Genomic DNA, 20,843 nt, shown 5'->3' with positions numbered 1-20,843 from the left:
CACCTTTGCCCGCATCTGTGACGCAGATAAAGGTGATAGGCGCGGCTTACTCGTTGAGCTGCTCGAGAAGACCCTGAGCTTGCTTGGCTTCTCTACTATCCTGATATTGCTTGATAAGCTTGTGCAGATTGACCTTGGCAGGCGAAATTTCTCCGGCGTTGGCCTGCATGACCGCCAAGATATAGAGGCTTTTCGACGCCTTGCTATGGTCCGGGTAGTTGTCCGCCACAGCTTGGAAATGACCTTGCGCCTTCTGCAAATCCGGCTCTTTCTGGTCACTGTACAGCTTACCCGCCCAGAAATGGGCATCCGCCCGGGATAGCCCTTGCGGGAAATCCTTCAGGTACGCCTCGAAACCGGCAATGGCACCGCTGAAGTCACCAGCCACCAACTTGTCTTTAGCGGCGTTATAGGCAGCTCGATCCGCTTCCGGGTCATTGTTACCCGCGACTGCAGCCTCTTCCTTCGCAGTGCTTCCCCGCTCCGCTAACGTATTAATTCGGGCATCAAGATCCAGATAACGCTCACGCTCAGCTTTTTTGAGAGTGGAAAGTTCATGACGCAACTCTTCCAGCTGCCCCTGCAGCTGTTGAATCTGCTCTTCAAACTGTTGCTGCTGCTGCATTAATACCATCAACCCATCCTCATTCACCGCAGCAGACGGTGTGGAGGCACTGCGCATTTTTGATTGCGCCTGGGCTAGGCTGCGCTCTTCTACGGCCAGCGGCCCAGTGCTCTGTGCATGTGCACAGAACACCAAGGTGCCGAGCATCGCGCCTACAATCAGGCGCGCTCTCATCAATACCTTCATGCCTTACGGACGGCCAGACAGATAGTTAATTTCTACACGGCGGTTTTTGGCCCAATCCATTTCAGAGTGACCAAATGCTGCCGGCTTCTCTTCGCCATAGGACACGATTTCAAGCTGAGAAGAAGCAACACCCTGTACGCGCAGGAACTTCTCTACCGCTTTAGAGCGACGCTCGGACAGTGCAACGTTGTATTCACGAGTACCGCGCTCATCAGCGTGGCCTTCCAGACGAATTTTCGCGTTAGCGTTGTTCTTCAAGTAGGTCGCGTGGGCTCGCAGGGTTTCAAACGCCGCAGCCGGAATGGTGTTGCTGTCGAATGCGAAGTAAATAACACGTGAATCGGTGGTACCGTCATAGTTGGACGGATGGTTGTAGAAGTTGTCAGCAGTTAGCGGAATGCTGCTAGTGTCGGGCTTAACCGGCTCTGACCGCTCAACAGATGTTACTGGAGAGGTATCAGTCTGAGACATGCTATCGGTAGCAGAGGTATCATCTTCAGTCGGTGTACTGGAACAAGCTGCCAATGCAGCTGCCAGAACCAGAGCAAACAGCGGGTTTAGTAATGAACGCATGCGAAAAACTCCTATAATTTCCTAGTATTGGACTCGAGCACCACTCAGAGGAACGGCGACCATGCCGGCTCTCTGACTTCCCCTTCCTTCGACGGCAGCTCAACTTTGACTCTGCCATCAATGGATACGGCTTCCAGAACCCCCGCTCCCCCATGTTGCGTCCCGTAAATTACCATACTTCCATTGGGCGCAACACTGGGCGATTCATCCATATCGGTACGGGTCACAATATTAAATGTGCCACGCTGGAGGTCCTGCACACCGACATTGTAATTTCCATTTCGTCGATGCACATAAACGAGATAGCGGCCGTCTGGGGTTACATCCGAGCGCGCATTATAGCCGCCCTGGAACGAAACCCGCCGAACCGACTTATCATTTATGTTCAGTTTGTAAATCTGTGGCCCCCCGGAACGGCTGGAAGTGAACACCAAGTGTTCGCCATCGGGCAACCAACGCGGCTCGGTATCAATGCCGTAATTGTTCGTTAACCGGGTCAACACCTTGGTCGACAGATTCAACATATAAATTTCGGGATTGCCGTCACGGGACAAGGTCAACGCCAAGTGCTGACCATCTGGCGACCAGTCTGGTGCACCGTTAATGCCGCTAAAGCTGGACACCTTCTCCCGTTCAGTGGTGGCCAGGTTGTGAATATAAATACCTGGCCGCCCCTGATCTTCAAAGGAAACGTAAGCAATTTTCCTGCCATCTGGCGACCAGGTAGGGCTCATTATCGGTTCGTTACTACGCAAGATGGTCGTTACTCGGTGGCCATCCGCATCGGCATATTGCAGCTGATACGGATTGGCATCATGGCGATTATGGGTCACATAAAGAATTTTCGTAGAGAACGCTCCAGGGATCCCAGTGAGCTGCTCATAGATACGATCGCTGATGGCATGGGCCACATCACGTAGCTGGGACGCCGGCGGGCGATAGGTTTCCGACATCAATTTCTTTTGCCGCGCCACATCAAACAGTGCATAACCGACCTCGTAACCGCCGGTTTCCTGACGCTTCATGCTGCCGGTGATCACATACTCTGTGCCCAGCACTTTGAAATCCCGATAAATCATCTCTTGCTCATTACGGGGGCGGCTGAGCATGTCTTGCGGCGGCAGCGGTTTAAACTGACCGCTGCGGTGCAGGTCCGCCTGAACGATCGCGGAGACATCTTCCTCTGCATTTTTTGCACCATCAAAAGGCACTACAGCGATCGGCACCGCATCCACACGGCCCTCAGTTACCTTGATGAGCAACTCAGCCTGCGCACTGATCATCCACAAAGATGTCACCAAAGCGACGCTGATTTGCATCCATATCTTTCGTTTACAGGTTTGCTGCATCCTTAACACACCTATCATTGTGCAACTCCAGGATCGAATTCGATCACCAGTGAGCGAAACTGTTCGTTAAAAAGCGATCCATCAGGTACCGGTAGTGGGCTGGCTAGCTTGACTGCATTCAACACCGAGTCGTCAAAATCCGGGTAGCCGCTACTTTGCGCCACAGAGACATTCACCACTTCACCACCAGGGATCATCTTTATTCTTACCCGTGTGCGGATGTCATCTCGGTTACGATAATTGCCGGGAATCCGCCATTGCTGACCCACATGGGAGGCAATGGCATCGGTAAAACTGGCCACCTGTGCATTTGCCTGATCCGCGTTACTAGCCATTTCCTTATCTGGCTGGGCAGAGGCTTTGTTCTGCCTGTCCATTTCCAGCTCTTCCTCGGCCAACATCTCTTCCAAGCTCGGGGTATCGATCTCCGGTACCACCAGCTTCTTCTCGGCCTTGGGTTTAGGCGCCGATTTGGGTTTAGGTTTAGGCTCCGGCTTTTTTGCCGGCGCAGGCTTCGGATCGGGCTTGGGCGTCGGTTTAGGTTTAGGTTCCGTTTTGGGCTTAGGCTTAGGTTTTGCTGTCGGCTTGGGGGTCGGTTTTACTTCCTTCTTGGGTTTCGCTACCGGCGCTTTCTGCTGCTTGGAGCGCTCCACCATGGTCGCCTTCACATGGGGCGGCACCACTGGGGCCTTATGCAATGACGGATCCGTGCTCCAGCTAAACACCAACAAACCAAACACCAGCAAGTGAATAAGCAGCGTAAACAACAACGCAACACGGCGATCACTCATTGCGTCCCTGCGGCTCAGTCACCAACCCAAGTTGGCTAATGCCGGCTTCCTGCAACGCGCCCATCAATGACACCACCCGGGCATAGGCCACATTGCCATCACCTTCCACCAAAAACAGGGTGGACGGCTTATGCTTATGAATACGCAGAACATGACCTTTGACGGTTTCCAGGCTAGAAGATTTCTGGCTGTCACCGCCCACATCAATGAAATAACGGCCATCCGCAGTCACCGAAATGATCACAGGCTCGCTCTTAGTGGTATCAATAGGGTCGCTGTTGCTGTCCGGCAGGTCCACATTAATACCCTGGGTCATCATCGGAGCCGTGGCCATGAAGATCACCAGCAGTACCAGCATCACATCGATGTAAGGCACCACGTTCATCTCGGCGACGAGCTTGCGCGGCACCCGTATCTTTACGCCGCTCATGATTATGCTCCGCGCCCATGGGCTTGACGGTGAAGTACGGAAGAAAACTCTTCCGCGAACATTTCATTTTCCGTCAGTAACGCATCACTCTGAGCCGAGAAACGGTTATAAGCCATGACCGCCGGAATCGCGGCAAACAAGCCAATGGCGGTGGCGATCAGCGCCTCGGCAATACCCGGGGCAACCACGCTGAGCGTAGCCTGTTTCACGTTCGCCAACGCCATAAAAGAATTCATGATGCCCCAAACTGTGCCGAACAACCCAACGTAAGGGCTGGTAGAACCAACTGTGGCAAGAAAAGGTAAATGCTTGGTAAGGCGGGTCTGTTCGCGCTGCAAGGCAACCCGCATGGCACGCTGGGCGCCATCCATCACCGCCTCTCCGCCACGTGCGCTTTTAGAAAGCCGGACAAACTCCTGAAAGCCCGCGCGAAAAATCGCCTCGCTGCCGGAATCTAGATCCGGCTCTTTGCGGCTCTGGTTGTAGAGGGAGGCCAGGTCATCGCTGGACCAGAATTTTCCCTCAAAGGCACGGCCCGCCCGTTGAGCACGCCCAAGCACCCGGAAACGGCCAACAATCATGTACCAGGACGTCAGCGACGCCAGAATCAATAGCGCCATCACCAGCTGCACCACCACGGTGGCGTTGCTGATCAAACTGACGACAGACATGCTGGATGCCTCAACCATGTAGCCCTTCTCCTTTGCTGGCCGCGCTAAATTTTTTATACAGTGCCGTCGGGATAGCCGCCGGCTTGAGGGTATCGGCTCTCACGCAAGCCACCTTAATGTCTGCCTGACAAATTAATGCGCCGGCTTTACGCACCTGCTGATCAAACACCAGCGTGGCCTTACCCATTTTTTTCAGTGTGGCTGACACGGTCAGCGCATCATCAATACGTGCCGGCTGGCGATACTGCACATTGGCCGAGTGAACGACAAACTGAAAATTGTCATCCGCCAGTGCATAGTGCTGATAACCCAGCGTACGTAGAAATTCAGTACGCGCCCGCTCCATGAATTTCAGGTAATTCACGTAATAGACTATGCCACCTGCATCAGTGTCTTCGATGTAGACGCGCACAGGCAGGGTAAATTCCCCGTTTTGTTGATTTTTTTCAATCATTAAACAAATCACCGTCTTGACGCGGGCGCTGCAAACCAAAATGACGCCAAGCATGGTTAGTCACTGCCCGCCCACGCGGGGTGCGTTGAATAAAGCCTTGCTGTATCAGGTAAGGCTCCACCACCTCTTCCAAGGTTCCGGAGTCTTCATTGAGTGCTGCTGCCAAGGATTCCAGTCCCACCGGCCCACCATCAAATTTGTGCATGATCATATCCAGCAGGCGCCGGTCAGTGCCGTCCAGACCACAACTGTCCACCTCCAGCATGTCCAAGGCTCGCTGGGCGATCTCTTCAGTAATCCGCCCATCGCCCTTCACTTCGGCGTAATCGCGCACGCGGCGCAGCAGGCGATTGGCAATACGCGGGGTACCACGTGCGCGGCGCGCCACTTCCATGGCACCGGCCGCTTCGATAGGAATAGCAAGAATATCGCAGGCGCGGCTAACAATGCCGGACAAGTCATCTACAGAATAGAATTCGAGGCGCTGCACAATACCAAAACGATCACGCAACGGAGCGGTAAGCAAACCGGCTCGGGTGGTCGCACCGACAAGAGTAAACGGCGGAAGATCCAGTTTGATGGAACGGGCGGCCGGCCCTTCACCGATCATGATATCCAACTGGTAATCTTCCATAGCCGGATAAAGGATTTCCTCTACCACCGGAGACAGGCGGTGAATTTCATCCACAAAAAGCACATCGCCCTCTTCCAGGTTGGTCAGGATGGCCGCCAAATCGCCTGCCTTTTCCAGCACCGGACCAGAGGTGGACTTGAGATCGCAGCCCATTTCTCGGGCAATGATATGGGCAAGCGTCGTCTTGCCGAGACCGGGCGGGCCGAAAATTAAAGTATGATCAAGGGCCTCATTGCGTCCGCGGGCGGCATCAATAAAGATTTCCATGCGCTCGCTGACTTTCGGCTGCCCATGATAATCCGCCAAGCTGGCCGGGCGAATCGCCCTGTCTTGCTGTTCTTCTTGGCTACCAACGGCAACCGCGGTAATGACTCGTTCGTTATCCATGCCTGCAGCGGGCTTGCCTCTATATCGTGGGAGTCGCTAGCGTATCGTACCCTGATACCGTACTGCCATTACTGTTATCACAAAGTGTTATGCAACTCTGGCTCAAAGCACTAGCGGGCCAGACTTTTAAGCGCCTTACGGATCAGTTGCTCGCTGCTCATGCCTTCTTGATCTGCCGCTTTACCCACCGCAACAGCGGCATCCTTGTTGCGGTAGCCCAGCGCCTCCAGGGCCGCAATGGCGTCACTGCGAGCATCATCAGGTTGATCCGTATCGACCCGGCCCGGCACACTCACTGGCCCACCATCAATCTTATCGAGTCGGTCTCTCATCTCGATAACCAAACGCTCGGCGGTTTTTTTCCCAATGCCCGGCACCTTCACAAGTGACGTGGTGTCCTGATCCTGAATACAGCGCGCCAGACGATCAGCCTCTATGCCAGAAAGAATAGCCAACGCCATTTTTGGCCCCACCCCATTCACCTTGATCAAAGCGCGAAACAGCTCACGCTCATAACGATCGGCGAAACCATACAGCAACTGAGCATCTTCACGGACCACAAAATGCGTGTGCAAGGTGAGCTCCGCACCCGCCTCGGGCAAATCGTAGAACACCGTCATCGGTGCCTCGACTTCATAGCCAACGCCATTTACGTCCAGCAGCAGCACCGGGGGGCGTTTTTCCAACAGGGTGCCACGAAGTTGTCCGATCATCATTTTTCCATTTACCCGTACACAACAAAAGTATCGCGTAGAAAATACAGGGCGAATATTCGATGCTCACAATCAATCACTGAAGCAATCAACGAATACAGACACCACACTAACGAACCCGGCCGCGCCTTACCGATGTGGCACCAGCCATTCTAGCCAGGGAGAGACGCATATGAGCATGACAAAGCGCGATAGCCAGGGCATCAGCGGCGTCCTCCTGCGGGCGTTGATCCAGTTTAAGCAGATACTTCACCATTTCCCCGACCTGATTTTTTTCCGCCCCACCTTTGCCCACAACGGCCTGTTTTACTTGGCGAGCCGAATATTCAAACACTGGCACACAGGCCTGCATCACTGCCGCAATAGCTGCACCGCGAGCCTGGCCCAATTTCAGGGCAGAATCCGCATTGCGAGCCATAAACACTTTTTCGATGCTCACTTCAGCCGGCCCGTATTCCTTCACCACCTGATCAATTCCCGCGAATATCTCACCCAACCGCGGCGGGATCTCCTTGTGGGAAGTCGTAATAGTACCGAAAGCCACCGCGCGGGAACGATTTCCCACCACATCCACTACGCCGTAACCGGTGCGTCGAGAACCGGGATCAATACCCAGAATAAGCGCCATATTTCACAGACCAATAATAAAGAAGACAGGCACCCAGCCCAGCTCTTAGTAGGTGCCTCCGTTCTACCCGAGCACTGTCCAAATGTCCAGCCAACAAAGAAACGCTTCAGGTTAAACGGCTGATGCGACACGTCCTAAAGCCGCAGGCGGATTACCGCCACGCCCAGAAACCCAGACAGCAAAAAGCCCCAAACGATTCGGGGCTTTTAATTTTGCTTGCAGCTTGTTTTGTAACGTGAACCTCGCTGCTATTCCTCTTCTTGCGGTGCCGGCCAACTGGCATTGGTGTAGACGTTCTGCACGTCGTCCAAATCTTCCAGCATGTCGATCATCTTTTGCACGGTTTCAGCTGTATCCGTGTCCATTTCCGCTTCTGTAGACGGGTGCATGGTGACTTCCGCCTCAGCGAATTCCAACCCAGCTGCACGCAGGGAGTCCACCACTTCACCAAAGCTCTTATCCGGAGTGGTAATGACCAAAAAACCATCATCTCCCATCTCTTCCACATCTTCGGCACCGGCTTCCAGGGCGACTTCCATCAGCTTTTCTTCATCCACACCGGGCTCGAAAAAAATCTCACCACGTTTAGTGAATAAAAAAGCCACGGAACCACTCGTGCCCAGATTACCACCGAACTTGGAAAACGCGTGACGCACCTCAGCCACGGTACGGTTCACATTGTCCGTCATGGTTTCTACCAGAACCGCTACACCACCCTTACCGTAACCTTCATAGGTGATTTCATCCATGCTGCCGTCATCATCACCGCCGGCGCCACGCTTAACCGCACGGTCGATGGTGTCACGGGTCATGTTCTGGCCCAGTGCTTTATCAATCGCGGCCCGCAAGCGCGGGTTATCGTTGGGCTCGCCCCCACCCATCTTGGCCGCTACCGTGAGCTCGCGAATCAGTTTGGTAAAGATCTTGCCACGCTTGGCATCCTGAGCCGCCTTACGGTGCTTGATGTTGGCCCACTTGCTATGTCCTGCCATGTTACCTCCGCCAGCACGCAGCACGCGTCACGCAACACGTCTCTGGCACGCCTCTTCGCGTGATGCGTGATACCTGCCTGCGTTTCTCCTATATCAACCTTCTTCTTTACGTACCTGTACGCCAACTTCACGCAGCTGCTTGTTGTCCACCGGTGACGGTGCATTGGTCATAGTGCACGCCGCCGTTTGCGTCTTCGGGAAAGCGATCACATCACGAATTGATTCACAACCAGTCATCAACATCACCATGCGATCCAACCCAAACGCCAGGCCACCGTGGGGCGGGGCGCCGTATTTCAGACCGTCTAGCAGGAAGCCGAATTTTTCCTCGGCTTCCTCATCAGAAATGCCCAGCGCTTCAAATACAGTGCGTTGCATGGCTGGGCTATGGATACGGATGGAACCGCCACCCAGCTCAGTACCGTTAAGCACCATGTCATAGGCCCGCGATAACGCCTCGCCCGGATTACTCTTAAGCTCTTCCGCGCTACAGCTGGGCATGGTGAAGGGATGATGCAACGCATGGTATTGCCCTTCGTCTTCCTCGAACATGGGGAAGTCCACTACCCACAATGGCGCCCATTCTCCCTCGACCAAATTCAAGTCATGGCCCACTTTGACGCGCAGAGCACCCAGCGCTTCGTTAACGATCTTGGCCTTATCAGCACCGAAGAAAATCAGATCGCCGGTCTCGGCGCCAGTGCGCTCAAGGATGCCTTTAATCGCATCTTCGGTCAGGAACTTCAGGATCGGAGACTGCAGACCTTCAGCGCCGGCTGCCAAGTCGTTGACTTTGATGTAAGCCAAACCCTTGGCACCATAGATGCTGACAAACTTGGTGTAGCCATCGATATCCTTGCGCGACAGGCTGCATCCACCGGGCACTCGCATGGCTGCCACACGACCTTTCGGGTCGTTGGCCGGGCCGGAGAACACTTTAAAGTCCACGCCAGCAAGCAGGTCGGCAATATCAATCAGCTCCAATGCAATACGCAGGTCAGGCTTGTCGGACCCGAAACGCTGCATGGCCTCGGAGAATGGCATGCGCGGGAAATCCGGTAAGTCTACACTGAGCAATTCTTTAAACACCGAACGCACCATCCGTTCGGTAATGCCCATAATGTCTTCTTCCTCTACAAAGGAAGCTTCCAAATCAATCTGGGTAAATTCTGGCTGGCGATCGGCTCGCAGGTCTTCGTCACGGAAACACTTAGCAATCTGGTAGTAGCGATCAAAGCCCGCCACCATCAATAGCTGTTTGAACAACTGCGGAGACTGCGGCAACGCAAAAAAGCTACCCGGATGCGTTCGGCTGGGCACCAAGTAATCCCGTGCACCTTCCGGCGTCGCTCGGGTCAGAATCGGCGTTTCCACATCCATGAAACCCTCGCCTTCCAGGAAGGCGCGCACAACATGAGTCAGGCGCGAACGGAACTGGAAGTTTTTCAACACGTCCGGACGACGCAGATCCATATAACGGTACTTGAGACGCACCTCTTCACCGGCGGCGGAGTGGGCATCCAACTCAAATGGCGGGGTCTCCGCTTCATTAAGAATCGTCAGCTCTTTACCCAAGACTTCGATATCACCAGTGGCCATCTTGTTGTTACGCACTGATTCGTCACGCATGCGTACCCGGCCGCTCAAGCGAACCACATATTCACTGCGTACTTTGTCAGCCAGCGCGAAGGCATCCACAGTGTCCGGATCAAACACCACCTGCACCAGACCATTACGGTCACGCAGGTCGAGGAAGATCACCCCACCGTGGTCACGGCGGCGACTGACCCAACCGCAAAGCTCTACTGTTTCTCCGTCGTGGGAGGCTCGCAAATCACCGCAATAATGGCTTCGCATGCTTAAAATCCGCTTGTATTCTGATTACGCCGCCCGGCGATCAAAGGCTGGCTGAAGCCACCCCGAAGCCGGACCACTGAAAAAGGCGCCATAGTATAGCGATTCAACGGCCCCCGAGCCATGCCAGACGGCGATTCACTGCCGAACGGGGCACAAGCCTACCTAATTTCACAAAATACCTTTAAAAAGAGTGTATCTACGCCTTGTGCCCTGAAAACCCATGGCATATAAAAGATGCGAACCTTAGTTAAAGACCCTCTGCGTTGCGCAATCCAGGGGCGAAGCTAACGAGGCAGCATCGCCGGTCATCCGTAGCATTACGGGGCCAATACGACATCAAAAAGACACTAAAAAGGGGTAAGTAATTCATGGCTGCAAAAAAAAAGACAGCGGCTAAAGCGTCCAGTGCTACAGCAGCTCGCAAGGTGAAAACCATCACCGAACCGATGAATAAGACTCAGATTATCAATCAGATTAGCGAAACCACCGGCCTGACCAAGAAAGACGTGAACGCTGTTTTCGACCAACTCAACGACATTATGGAAGGCCACCTGAAAAAGCGTGGTGCCGGCCAGTTCACGCTACCGGGGTTGCTGAAAATCGTGACCCAGAAAAAACCTGCCACCAAAGCACGTAAAGGCATCAACCCTTTTACCGGGGAAGCGACTACCTTCGCAGCCAAACCTGCCCGAACCATGGTCAAGGTTCGTCCGCTAAAGAAACTGAAAGACATGACCGCCTAAATTCAAGCTCTACCACCGGGTGCCCGGTGCCCGGTGGGCATTGATTCCGTTTATCCTCACTCCAACTTGTCGCCCTACACTGGCCCCCAAAGCCCGCAACCCTCTATAATGCGCGCCGCACACGGAGGAGAACCCCATGGCTGAACGTAAAGACAAACAGAAGGTGATCGGCGAGCCGATGACCGATGAGCAGATCGCAGTGTTCCTGGATTTCTCTCCCGAGGAGGGTGTAAACGGGGACTTCCACGTACTGGAAAAAGCTTACCGCGCCCTTCGCGCCGAGGATTTCACCCGCTTCTTGGCATTTTTCAAGGACCAGAACCGGGACTTGGATGCTCGCGATCCACAAGGCCGCACCCTACTATCCCTGATTGACCAACACCCGAAAGGGGCGAAATACGCGCAGGCTCTGCGCGACGCTGGCGCCACCGCCTGAGTTTCCTCCCTTCTCCCTCTGCCGGGCCGGCACAAACCGGGCCGGCACAATAACGCGACGTCCCTGCACACCAACCCATACTGGGTAGAGCTTGTCCACATCCCGCCTGCGTGGCATTGTTATTCAATTACGGGCGATCTATGCCCGGCAAATTTGTTCGCCAACAAACACAACAACAAGAGCTGTAAAACACCATGGCAGCATATTCTGCACCCTTTTGGCGCTCCCTGTGCCTAATCGCATTCTGCGCGATCAGCTTGCAACTCCATGCGGCCAGCGATGATAAGGCCGAAGATGACATAGACGACGTCTCTCCAGAAGAACTGCAAATGCAGGACATCCCGGTGGATGAGCGTATTTTCGTCGAAAAATGGAACGAAGTGCCTTACAAGAAAAGCTATTTCACCTACACAGACAAGCAGATACGTGACAAGTGGGAATACTTGGTACGCGGCCTGAAGGTACCTTACCCTTCTGCTGCCTACATGGAAGAACAGTTCACGAAGTATCCCTTCATGAAAGAAGGCATCATAGGTTGGGATGGCGATTACCAGGCACTTGAAGCACGTAGTCTGCGAGTCTGGCGTAAATTCTTTGCCGGTGACTTTCAGGAAGCCCGCGAAGAGGGCTTACAACTAGGCCCCATCGGTAAGATTCCCGCCCTGTTTTCCCAGCTGATGTACGCTATCTACTTGGCTGACCGCCAGAGTACCAAGTACATGATGCTCCAGGACGTGGCCAACCAAGCAAAGGAATACTTCGACGACATGGAGGAGGCGGCTGACGATCCGGCCGTTGCCCCCATTGTTGCCTCTATTAAGCTGGGATACGCCTACGCCATCGCTCGTATCGCCGAAGAGTCACCGGTACCGATCGTTGTCGCCCGACGCTATATCGGCAAGATCAAGAACAGTGCGGAAGAAGTGGTTGAAATCATGCCCGATCAGCCGTTGGGGCATGCCTTCCGTGCCGGTGTGGACGCCGGCATCATGCGCCGGGTGGGCAAATTCACCGGCCGCATGACTTACGGCGCACGAACCACCACGGTGCAAGAATCTTTTGCTGACGCGCTCAAACTCGCCCCGGACATTCCCATCGTCAATTACGAATACGCTAATGCGCTGATCTACATGAATCGCAAACGCGATCTAAATGAAGCAATCAGTTATTTGGAAAAAGCCATGAAAATTCGCCCGGAATTTTCCATGGATGCGCTGGACGTCATGTATTCCTACAAACGTTTACAGGAAGTAAGGCTGTATGCGCTGAACTTCCGTAGTTTTCGCAAATTCGAGAAACTGCGTCGCAAGTACAGCAAGAAGACGGATCGGAACCTGACCAGCATCATCAGCGATCCGCTGAGCATGGAGATGCTCAATAACCCGGAAAAATACATCCTCCCAAAACGCAACTAACAGGCAACCCCATGTCTCTTTATGAAGACAAGCTGTTCCCAGTATTACTGAACTGGGCTACCCGCCCAGTTTACCGGGACCGCCAACGTTTACTCGCCCAAGCCACGGGTCGGGTTCTGGAACTGGGCGTCGGCACCGGCGCCAATTTTCCTTTTTACAGCCCTGCCGCCACGGAAATTCACGGCATCGAACCCGCCGGCGGGCTGCTTGCTTTGGCCCACGACAGTGCGCAACAGTGCGTCGCACCCGAACGCTTCCACATCCAGGAAGGCGACGCTCAACAGCTGCCTTATCCTGATCAACATTTTGATACCGTGATTGCCTGCCTAGTGTTCTGCACCATCCCGGATCCGAATCAGGCCGCGCAGGAAGCGTTCCGCGTCCTTAAGCCAGGCGGCAGTCTGCTATCGCTAGAGCATGTTCTCAGCGAACGTCCTTGGATACAGCGCCTACAGAAAACCTTGAATCCGGCCTGGAAACCGTTAGCTTGCGGCTGCCAGCTCACCCGTGATACCGCGCGCATTTTCCAGCGCGCGGGCTTCCAGGCCGATACTGCCCGCCAGCATCGCCACCCCAAACTGCCCGCCTTTGCTGGCGAGCTATACGAAGGGCGATTGCTGCGGCCCTGAAGAGGCGCAACAAAAAAGCTCAACGTTAAAAGTTGGAACGCGCGTTAATTCGGGTTTCAACTTTTAACTCGCGCCCTACTCAGCGGGACAAACTGCCACACCTCTGCACCCCAATTTACCGTTACAATAGCGGCCATGGATAACCGCCCCCCCTTATTAAACTGGCGCCTGCGTCTCATCTGGCTGCGCAGCCTGCTAGTACTGGCCATCACACTCGCCCTAATCGTGCTGCAACGTTTCGGCCACAGTGGCTATCAGCTGGCTGAACTAGGCTGGCTGGGCGCGCTGTTATTACCAAACCTTGTCACCCTACTCACTCGCAAAGCCCCTTCCCAGCGCCACAGCCAATTGCTGACGTTGGAATTGGCCATGGACGCGATTTTGTTTGCTGGTTTGATTCAAGGCTTCGGTGGTGCCGGCAACCCCCTTTCCTTTTATTTATTAGTGCCCGCCTTGATGGCCTCCCTGACTTTACCCATGGCCAACGGCATACTGGTGGCGCTATTAGCTTTAGCAGGATACATGGTGTCATTAAGCTGGTACCAAATGCCCGCCATGAACAGCCCGCTACACGCTCTCACTCATCAACTCAGCGGTCTTCACAGCACCGGAATGGCGGCTGTTTTTATCGCCCTACTAGTCATGCTCAGTGTGCTCGGACAAGTAATTCAACGGCTAATACAGCAACAACAAAAGCAACAAGAACAGGCTTTGGATCTAGCCGGTCGCCGTGAGCACATGTACCAAGTAGCTGCGACCTTGGCCGATCAGGCCCATGAACTGAACACCCCGTTAGGCACTTTGGTGATGCTGGCCGATAACCTTATCCATGCTCCCGAGATGCCCGACTCCCTGCGTCCAGAAGTGGAACAAATGGATCACCTGGCCCGCAACGTGGCCAACCGTCTTAAACAAGGCAATGAAGCTCAGCTAGAATCCGGGCTGCCGCTGAGCATACTGATACAGCGATTACAACAGCACCTGCGTCATCTGGCCCCTACGCTCAGCGTGACGCATACGTTGAAAGCAGACCCCATTGTGGTCGATAGTCAGAGCTGGTACCGAGTACTGTGTAATCTGGGTTATAACGCCATGGATGCAGGCGCCACCCGCTTGGATATCATCGTCAGCGACCATGCATCGCAATACCGGCTGCAACTCAGTGACGATGGCCCAGCCCACCCGGATTCAGAACGCGAAGGTCTTGGCATGGGGTTGACCTTAGTGCATTCCGCCTTGGCACACATTGGCGCTGAACTGGAAATGGACTTTGGTCATAGCTGGACCCAAGCCCGAATTCACTGGGCCCACACCGATAGCCCTGGAGCTGGATCATGAGCAACGCCATTTCCATCCGCCACCTGATGCTAGTAGAAGACGATGACCTACTGGCTGAGCAAACCGCACGGGCTCTGGGTCGTCATGGCATCCAAGTTCATGTCGCTCACAGTCGCGAACAGGCCTTACTCGTGATCGCTGAACTCAACGCACAGGGCACCCCACCCGATGGCGCCATTCTCGATCAAAATCTGGGAAACGATAACGGTCTTGATCTGATCGAACCGATTCGGCAACAGTTTCCCCGCTGTCGGGTAATTCTGCTCACAGGCTACGGCAGCATTGCCGCCGCCGTCGCCGCCACCCACCGTGGCGCCCACAATTATTTGACCAAACCCGCGAGTGCCAACGACATTCTGCAATCGCTTAATGCAGACCCTGCCAGCCAGACCTTACCTCTACCCGACAGCCCTCCATCACTGCAACGGCTAGAGTGGGAACACATCCAGCGTACTCTGGATGCCCACAACGGCAATATCTCGCGTGCGGCAGAGGCCCTTGGTATTCACCGCCGCACGCTGCAGCGTCGGTTGAAAAAGCGTCCCAGCGCCAGCGACTATTTACGTGACTCTCAGAGAGAGGCTCCACAAGAAAAACAAACAGAGCAGCACGTTAGCCCTACTGCCAACAAACCCACCCCACAAGGCTAACCACCTTCACCGTTAAGGTTCTCGTTCCCCTTCCCCTTGGCTTACACTGTGGGCTGACACGAACAGGGATGCAGAGCTTGGCGCACCATCGACACCACAAATGGCAGAGCAGGGCGATCGCCCTAATACTACTGATGCTATTGCCTGCTCTCGCGTTCAGCAAAACCGCGCCGAGCCTAGAAATTACCGGCAACGCCAGCGAAGCGGTGACTCATAATATACAGGCCCTGATCGATCTCTCACGCTACCCTTGCCACCCCCCCCAGGCCCAATATGGGCTGATTCGCCGGCAGATCATTGCCAACAGCACCGGTGCATTACAGGCTATGGGTTATTACGATAGCCAGCTAAACCTGTCCACCGATGAAAACAGCAATTGCGTCAGCTTCACCCTGGATGTGAACACTGGCCCCCCGGTGATACTCACGCACCTAAAAGTGGAAATTACTGGCGATGCAGCCCAGGATCCGGCGTTCTCCACGCTGCTGGAAAAAACCCAGTTGGCCATCGGCCAACGGCTTCAGCATGATCGCTACAGCAACCTGAAGAAAAGCCTGCAACAGCACCTGATCAGCCGCGGCTATGTTCAAGGCGAACTGACCGTGCACACCCTCGAGGTGGATACCAAACAACACCGCGCCAGCATCACCCTTCATGTGGACAGCGGGCCGCGCTATCACTTCGGCGAGATCAGCCTAACCGGCAGCGTGCTTGAGCGTTCGCTGGTCAACGCCTATGTAAGTTTTCAGGAAGGCGAGCCCTACGACAGTGGTCGCATGTTACAAACCCAGCAGGCTTTTTTGGGCGCCGGCTATTTCAGCGCGGTGCAGGTTCAAAAAGGGAAGCCCAACGACACCACCCGCCGGATTCCCGTCAGCATTACGCTCACCGACAACAACCGTTGGTCGCTACTCACGGGCATAGGTGTCAGTACCGATACCGGGCCGCGGGTGAGGCTGGGCGTGGAAAACCGCCGGGTGAACGAAGCGGGGCACCGCTTCCGGGCAGAAACCGAACTGTCTAAAGTGCAACAGGGCGCCGGGGCGAGCTACCAAATTCCGCTCAAAGACCCGCTCCATGAACGGCTCGATCTGCACACCAGTTTTATCAACGAAAACACCGACAGCAACGAAAACGAACGCTGGAGCACTGGGGCCGATTATATCGTCGAGCTGGAAAATCACTGGGTAGCGACCACCTCCCTGGAGTTCCTGCGTGAGACTTATCAAATCGCAGACCAAGTAGATCAAGCCGAATTGTTGATACCCGGTTTCCAGTTAAGCCGCGTCAAAGCCGACGACCCGGTCTACCCTACCTTCGGCTGGCGTCTCAGCACCGCCATGCGTTTTGCTACCCAGAGCCTGTCATCCACCGCGGACTTTTTTCAGTTCACCAGTGGCGCAAAAATTCTTTTTCCCTTACTGGGCGGGCGCGTATTGATGCGTACCGACCTGGGTTATACCGAAGTTACTGATGTGACCGAACTCCCCGCCTCTATTCGCTTCTTCGCCGGCGGCGACTCCAGTGTGCGTGGTTTCGCTTATGACTCTCTGGGCCCTGAAGACAGCAATGGCGAGGTCATCGGCGGGCGCAACCAGGCCACTGGCAGCCTGGAGTACGACCACTCACTTACTGAAAAATGGCACTTGGCCGTGTTCACCGATGCCGGCAATGCCTTCAATGAATTCGATGAATTTGAAGCCCGCCACAGTGCCGGCCTGGGTATTCGCTGGCGCTCGCCACTGGGCCCCATCCGGTTGGACATGGCCCGAGCTGTGGATGAGCATCGCGACTGGCGGGTGCACCTGAGCATGGGGCCAGACTTATGATCAGCCGCCAACGCCTGTACGGCTTTGCCATGGGGCAAATACTGACCCGCGGCTTGCTGGTGTTGCTCAGCCTGTTATTGGTCTGCCTCCTGGCCCTGGCGTTGCTGCTGGGCACCGCCACCGGCAACCGCTGGATACTGGAACAAGCTACCCCCTTTATCCCCGGCGAACTTACTGTGGGTGAGTGGCATGGCAGCCTGCTCAGCGGGATCACCCTGAACCATATCGACTACCGCTATCAGGAACTCAATATCCGCCTGGACCAGCTCAGCGCTGAGCTGGCACCGCACGCCCTACTGAAAGGCTGGCTGGAACTGACGTCGCTCTCACTGGGGACCTTGCACGTTACCTTGCCGCCCGCCGATGATACCCCGCCACAACCGGACTCCCTGCCCGATAGCCTGCTACTGCCTTTCGGTATCCGCATCGACGCACTCACCGTGGGTACCTTCCAGCTAAACGACACTGTTCTGATTCGCCAGCTGGAAGCAGACAACCTGGCCGCCTGGCGGCGCTTCCAGATCGCCCGCCTGCAAACCCTCACCTTAGCCGGCGCCAACGTACAAGCCACCGCCCAGGGCAAACTCACCGCCCCCTTTGATGTGCAGGGCACCGCCAGCTGGGCTCTGCCGCTACCCGAAAGCGACACCCTGCAAGCTAGCCATGCCAATGGCCAGCTCACCCTGACCGGCCCATTGAGTCAGCTCCAGATCCATCACCAGCTTAGCGGCCCGGTGAAACTGCAAAGCCAGGGGCAATGGCTGCTAAAAGATGGCCAGTGGCAAATCGCTTTACAGCACCACTGGCCCGCTCAAGCATTGCCGCTAACCCTGCCGCAACCGTTGGCGCTGGGCAAAGGGGAGCTAGGCACCCATGGGCCACTCGACGCACTGCAGCTGAAAGGACACACTGGCCTCGCCAGTGGGGAGCGCAAGGTAGCAATCACTCTGGATAGCGCCCTGATACCCGGCGGCATTACTCTGCACGACCTAACCGTCAAGGACGGCGAGCAAACGCTGGGCAGCCGCGGGCAAGTCCTGTTCAGTCCGTTAAGTTGGGATCTGGATTTAAGCGGCGACCTGGATACCGCCCTGCTGCATCCACTTTTGCCCGGCCAGTTGGCCATCGACGGCCACAGCAAAGGACAGTGGGACGGCGACCGCTGGTCCCTGTCTCCCAGTGAGCTCACCCTGCGCGGGGACGTTCGCCAACAACCTTTATCCGTGACCAGTACAGTGCAAAGCCAGACGGCCAATGGCAAACAACAACTGCAGTTACGCAGCCAAGGACGCTGGGGCGATAACTGGCTTCAAGCCAATGGCCAGGTATGGCCACAGTGGCAACTACGCAGCAAGCTGAACCTCACACGATTAGAACAACTCTACCCCGGCCTGGCAGGCAGCGTGGCAGGGCAAATTCAACTTAACGGCCGTTACAACGACCCCGCCCTCAGCGGCCAGCTCACTGGCAATAACCTAAGTTGGCAAGACTGGTCTCTGGATCAAATGCAAAGCCGTTTTTCGCAATTACGGCTACCACAGACATCCCAACCAGGATCGATGTCACTCACCTTGAACGGTCACCAGCTAACGCAGGCCAACACCGAGCACGTCGGCACTTTTGCCCTCAGCGCCGACGGCACTTGGGCCGAGCACCAACTCACCGCTAGCGCCCGCCGCGATACGGTGGAACTGAACACCCGTTTGCAGGGGGGCATGAATACCGCAGGTAACACATGGCAAGGCACTCTTGCCGACACCCGGCTACAACACCTTCAGCTCGGCATCTGGCAACAGGATACCGACAGCACCCTGCGCCTATCGGCCCAGTCACAATCTTTGAGTCCGTTCTGCCTGGTTCAGGCCCCCAGCCGCCTGTGTCTGCAAGGTAATCACGCCGCCAATACCCTAGAAGCTCAAGCCCGCTTGGCCGACCTGCCACTGGCCCTGATCAATACTCTGCTTGGCCCCACTCTATCGATGGAGGGCACCGTCGATGCGAACCTTTCAGTGCAGGGTCCGCTGGACAACCCGAAAGGTCAGTTTGCCCTGCAAAGCCGAGAGGCCAATATCACCATCAATACGGCGGATGCGCCCCCTCCGCTGGAAATCAAACAACTAAGCCTGCACGGCAACCTGGCCAATCAACGAGTCAACAGCGCGCTAACCCTGACCACCGCGCTAGGCAATGCCCATGCACAACTGGAACATGGGCTGGGGCTCGACGCCACGTTGCAAGGCGACGTGAATTTTGATCTGAGCAGCCTAGCCTTCGTGGAACTGTTCACCGCCGACCTCCGTGAAGTTAAAGGGAGCATCAACGGCGACTTTTCCCTGGCCGGCAGTCTCCGCCAACCCATCATAAACGGTGCTATCACGCTGCAGAATGGGCAAACATTGATTCCCTTCCTCGGAGTGGATATAGCCGATGTACAGGTAGCCATTCAGGGTAACCCCCAGGGCCAGCTGGATATCATCGGTTCTGCGCAAATGGGATCGAACACCGTGGCACTTAATGGTGCTGTGGATCCCAGCCAGCCGAATATCCCCATGCAACTTACCCTCAGCGGCGACCGTCTTCTCGCCGCCGACCGGCCCGATGCTCGCATTTTGTTAACACCGGATCTGACTCTGACAGGCTCACTGGAAGGGCTGACCCTAAGCGGCTCCTTGACCATACCTGAAGCCGAAATTAGCCCAGTGGAAATTCCAGAAGGCGCCATCACCGTCAGCAAAGACCAAGTACTGGTGCACCAACAGGCGGACAGCACCACTCCTCTTCCGCTGGCCATGGATGTAACCCTGACCCTGGGAGATAAGGTGCATTTTAATGGGTTCGGGCTCGATGCCATGCTCGGAGGCGCTCTGCAAGTGGAACAGAAACCCCAGCGTCCACCACAACTCAATGGCGAGCTAATCATCCTCGAAGGGCGCTACCGAGCCTACGGTCAGAACCTGGCCATCAGCGACGGCCAGCTGATTTTCCAAGGGCCGCCGGAGAACCCCGGCCTAGATATTCGCGCCATCCGCAAAATTCCCAGCGAAGGGGTCGTGGCGGGTGTGCAATTGAGTGGCACCTTGCAAGAACCGAATGCATCACTGTTTTCTGACCCCAGCATGGAACAAAGCCAGGCCATGTCTTATCTGCTCACCGGACGACCATTAGAAAGCGGCTCCAAGAGCGAGGGTAATAAAATCGCCCAGGCATTGGCATTGTACGGGCTGGAAAGAGGCAGTGGTGTCACCGAGAAAATCGGCGACAAACTGGGGGTAGATGAGATCAGCGTCGGCAGCGACTGGGAAAGCGATGACGCTGCCCTGATGCTCGGCAAACAACTCTCAGAACGCTTATATCTGACCTATGCGGTAGGCTTGTTCGACGCCATTTCCACCGTCATCCTGCGCTACACCCTGACACGAAGCTTGCACCTGGAAGCACGCTCTAGCAGCGAAGCTAACAGCATTGATGTGATCTGGGAGAAAGAACTGAGGTAACAGCAGCGACTAGCGCTGA

20 protein-coding genes are annotated in these 20,843 nt (G+C 55.3%); 8 read left to right on the top strand and 12 right to left on the bottom strand.

The features are described from left to right. Window positions 1–46: 46 nt before the first annotated feature. From ABO_RS03920 to aspS, 12 genes are all read right to left on the bottom strand, one after another. A complete protein-coding gene (locus ABO_RS03920) occupies window positions 47–799 on the bottom strand; it encodes a YbgF trimerization domain-containing protein (protein ID WP_231483485.1) in 753 nt (250 codons plus the stop codon). A gap of 15 nt (window positions 800–814) precedes the next feature. Then, window positions 815–1,384 carry a peptidoglycan-associated lipoprotein Pal gene (gene pal / locus ABO_RS03915; protein ID WP_011588043.1) on the bottom strand — a complete coding sequence of 190 codons (570 nt, stop codon included), beginning with the start codon at window positions 1,382–1,384 and terminating at the stop codon, window positions 815–817. A gap of 44 nt (window positions 1,385–1,428) precedes the next feature. Then, window positions 1,429–2,733, bottom strand: coding sequence for a Tol-Pal system beta propeller repeat protein TolB (gene tolB, locus ABO_RS03910; RefSeq protein ID WP_035460818.1), 1,305 nt, complete (start codon window positions 2,731–2,733; stop codon window positions 1,429–1,431). Window positions 2,734–2,747: 14 nt separating this feature from the next. After that, window positions 2,748–3,524, bottom strand: coding sequence for a cell envelope integrity protein TolA (locus tag ABO_RS03905; protein ID WP_011588041.1), 777 nt, complete (start codon window positions 3,522–3,524; stop codon window positions 2,748–2,750). Continuing rightward, window positions 3,517–3,954 (bottom strand): protein TolR, encoded by a 438-nt coding sequence (gene tolR, locus ABO_RS03900; RefSeq protein ID WP_011588040.1) that lies wholly within the window; start codon window positions 3,952–3,954, stop codon window positions 3,517–3,519. The genes ABO_RS03905 and tolR overlap by 8 nt, the downstream gene beginning before the upstream one ends. 2 nt (window positions 3,955–3,956) lie before the next feature. Further along, entirely contained in the window at window positions 3,957–4,643 is a 687-nt protein-coding gene (gene tolQ / locus ABO_RS03895; RefSeq protein ID WP_011588039.1) for a protein TolQ, read from the bottom strand. Continuing rightward, window positions 4,636–5,079 (bottom strand): tol-pal system-associated acyl-CoA thioesterase, encoded by a 444-nt coding sequence (ybgC, locus tag ABO_RS03890; RefSeq protein ID WP_011588038.1) that lies wholly within the window; start codon window positions 5,077–5,079, stop codon window positions 4,636–4,638. Before ybgC ends, tolQ begins: the two co-directional genes overlap by 8 nt. Further along, the gene (gene ruvB / locus ABO_RS03885; protein ID WP_011588037.1) at window positions 5,072–6,100 is read right to left on the bottom strand and encodes a Holliday junction branch migration DNA helicase RuvB; all 1,029 of its coding nucleotides are present in this window, start codon (window positions 6,098–6,100) and stop codon (window positions 5,072–5,074) included. Before ruvB ends, ybgC begins: the two co-directional genes overlap by 8 nt. 110 nt (window positions 6,101–6,210) lie before the next feature. Beyond that, window positions 6,211–6,813 (bottom strand): Holliday junction branch migration protein RuvA, encoded by a 603-nt coding sequence (ruvA, locus tag ABO_RS03880; protein WP_041704901.1) that lies wholly within the window; start codon window positions 6,811–6,813, stop codon window positions 6,211–6,213. A 109-nt stretch (window positions 6,814–6,922) separates the two neighbouring features. Continuing rightward, window positions 6,923–7,441, bottom strand: coding sequence for a crossover junction endodeoxyribonuclease RuvC (gene ruvC / locus ABO_RS03875; protein ID WP_011588035.1), 519 nt, complete (start codon window positions 7,439–7,441; stop codon window positions 6,923–6,925). Window positions 7,442–7,689: 248 nt separating this feature from the next. Beyond that, on the bottom strand, window positions 7,690–8,433 hold the full coding sequence (locus ABO_RS03870; RefSeq protein WP_011588034.1) for a YebC/PmpR family DNA-binding transcriptional regulator: 744 nt from the start codon (window positions 8,431–8,433) through the stop codon (window positions 7,690–7,692). A 93-nt stretch (window positions 8,434–8,526) separates the two neighbouring features. After that, complete coding sequence (aspS, locus tag ABO_RS03865; RefSeq protein ID WP_011588033.1) at window positions 8,527–10,290, bottom strand: aspartate--tRNA ligase; 1,764 nt, start codon at window positions 10,288–10,290, stop codon at window positions 8,527–8,529. A gap of 368 nt (window positions 10,291–10,658) precedes the next feature. On the opposite strand from aspS, the gene ABO_RS03860 reads away from it, so the two are divergent. From ABO_RS03860 to ABO_RS03825, 8 genes are all read left to right on the top strand, one after another. After that, the gene (locus tag ABO_RS03860) at window positions 10,659–11,033 is read left to right on the top strand and encodes an HU family DNA-binding protein (protein WP_011588032.1); all 375 of its coding nucleotides are present in this window, start codon (window positions 10,659–10,661) and stop codon (window positions 11,031–11,033) included. Window positions 11,034–11,169: 136 nt separating this feature from the next. Then, a complete protein-coding gene (locus ABO_RS03855) occupies window positions 11,170–11,469 on the top strand; it encodes a PA4642 family protein (protein ID WP_011588031.1) in 300 nt (99 codons plus the stop codon). Between the two features lie 194 nt (window positions 11,470–11,663). Beyond that, on the top strand, window positions 11,664–12,884 hold the full coding sequence (locus tag ABO_RS03850; protein ID WP_011588030.1) for a hypothetical protein: 1,221 nt from the start codon (window positions 11,664–11,666) through the stop codon (window positions 12,882–12,884). An 11-nt stretch (window positions 12,885–12,895) separates the two neighbouring features. Further along, window positions 12,896–13,513, top strand: coding sequence for a class I SAM-dependent methyltransferase (locus ABO_RS03845; protein ID WP_011588029.1), 618 nt, complete (start codon window positions 12,896–12,898; stop codon window positions 13,511–13,513). 135 nt (window positions 13,514–13,648) lie between these two features. Further along, window positions 13,649–14,851: a HAMP domain-containing histidine kinase gene (locus ABO_RS03840; RefSeq protein WP_011588028.1), complete on the top strand. Its 1,203-nt coding sequence runs from the start codon at window positions 13,649–13,651 to the stop codon at window positions 14,849–14,851. Then, window positions 14,848–15,501 (top strand): response regulator transcription factor, encoded by a 654-nt coding sequence (locus tag ABO_RS03835; protein WP_011588027.1) that lies wholly within the window; start codon window positions 14,848–14,850, stop codon window positions 15,499–15,501. Before ABO_RS03840 ends, ABO_RS03835 begins: the two co-directional genes overlap by 4 nt. 68 nt (window positions 15,502–15,569) lie before the next feature. Beyond that, on the top strand, window positions 15,570–17,330 hold the full coding sequence (locus ABO_RS03830; protein WP_011588026.1) for an autotransporter assembly complex protein TamA: 1,761 nt from the start codon (window positions 15,570–15,572) through the stop codon (window positions 17,328–17,330). Next, the gene (locus ABO_RS03825) at window positions 17,327–20,824 is read left to right on the top strand and encodes a translocation/assembly module TamB domain-containing protein (protein WP_011588025.1); all 3,498 of its coding nucleotides are present in this window, start codon (window positions 17,327–17,329) and stop codon (window positions 20,822–20,824) included. Before ABO_RS03830 ends, ABO_RS03825 begins: the two co-directional genes overlap by 4 nt. The last annotated feature ends 19 nt before the right edge of the window (window positions 20,825–20,843 follow it).

Origin of the sequence: Alcanivorax borkumensis SK2, assembly GCF_000009365.1 — a bacterium.
Taxonomy (GTDB): domain Bacteria; phylum Pseudomonadota; class Gammaproteobacteria; order Pseudomonadales; family Alcanivoracaceae; genus Alcanivorax; species Alcanivorax borkumensis.
Note: the sequence above shows the minus strand (reverse complement) of the source record. Positions and strands in the feature narration are given on the sequence as shown.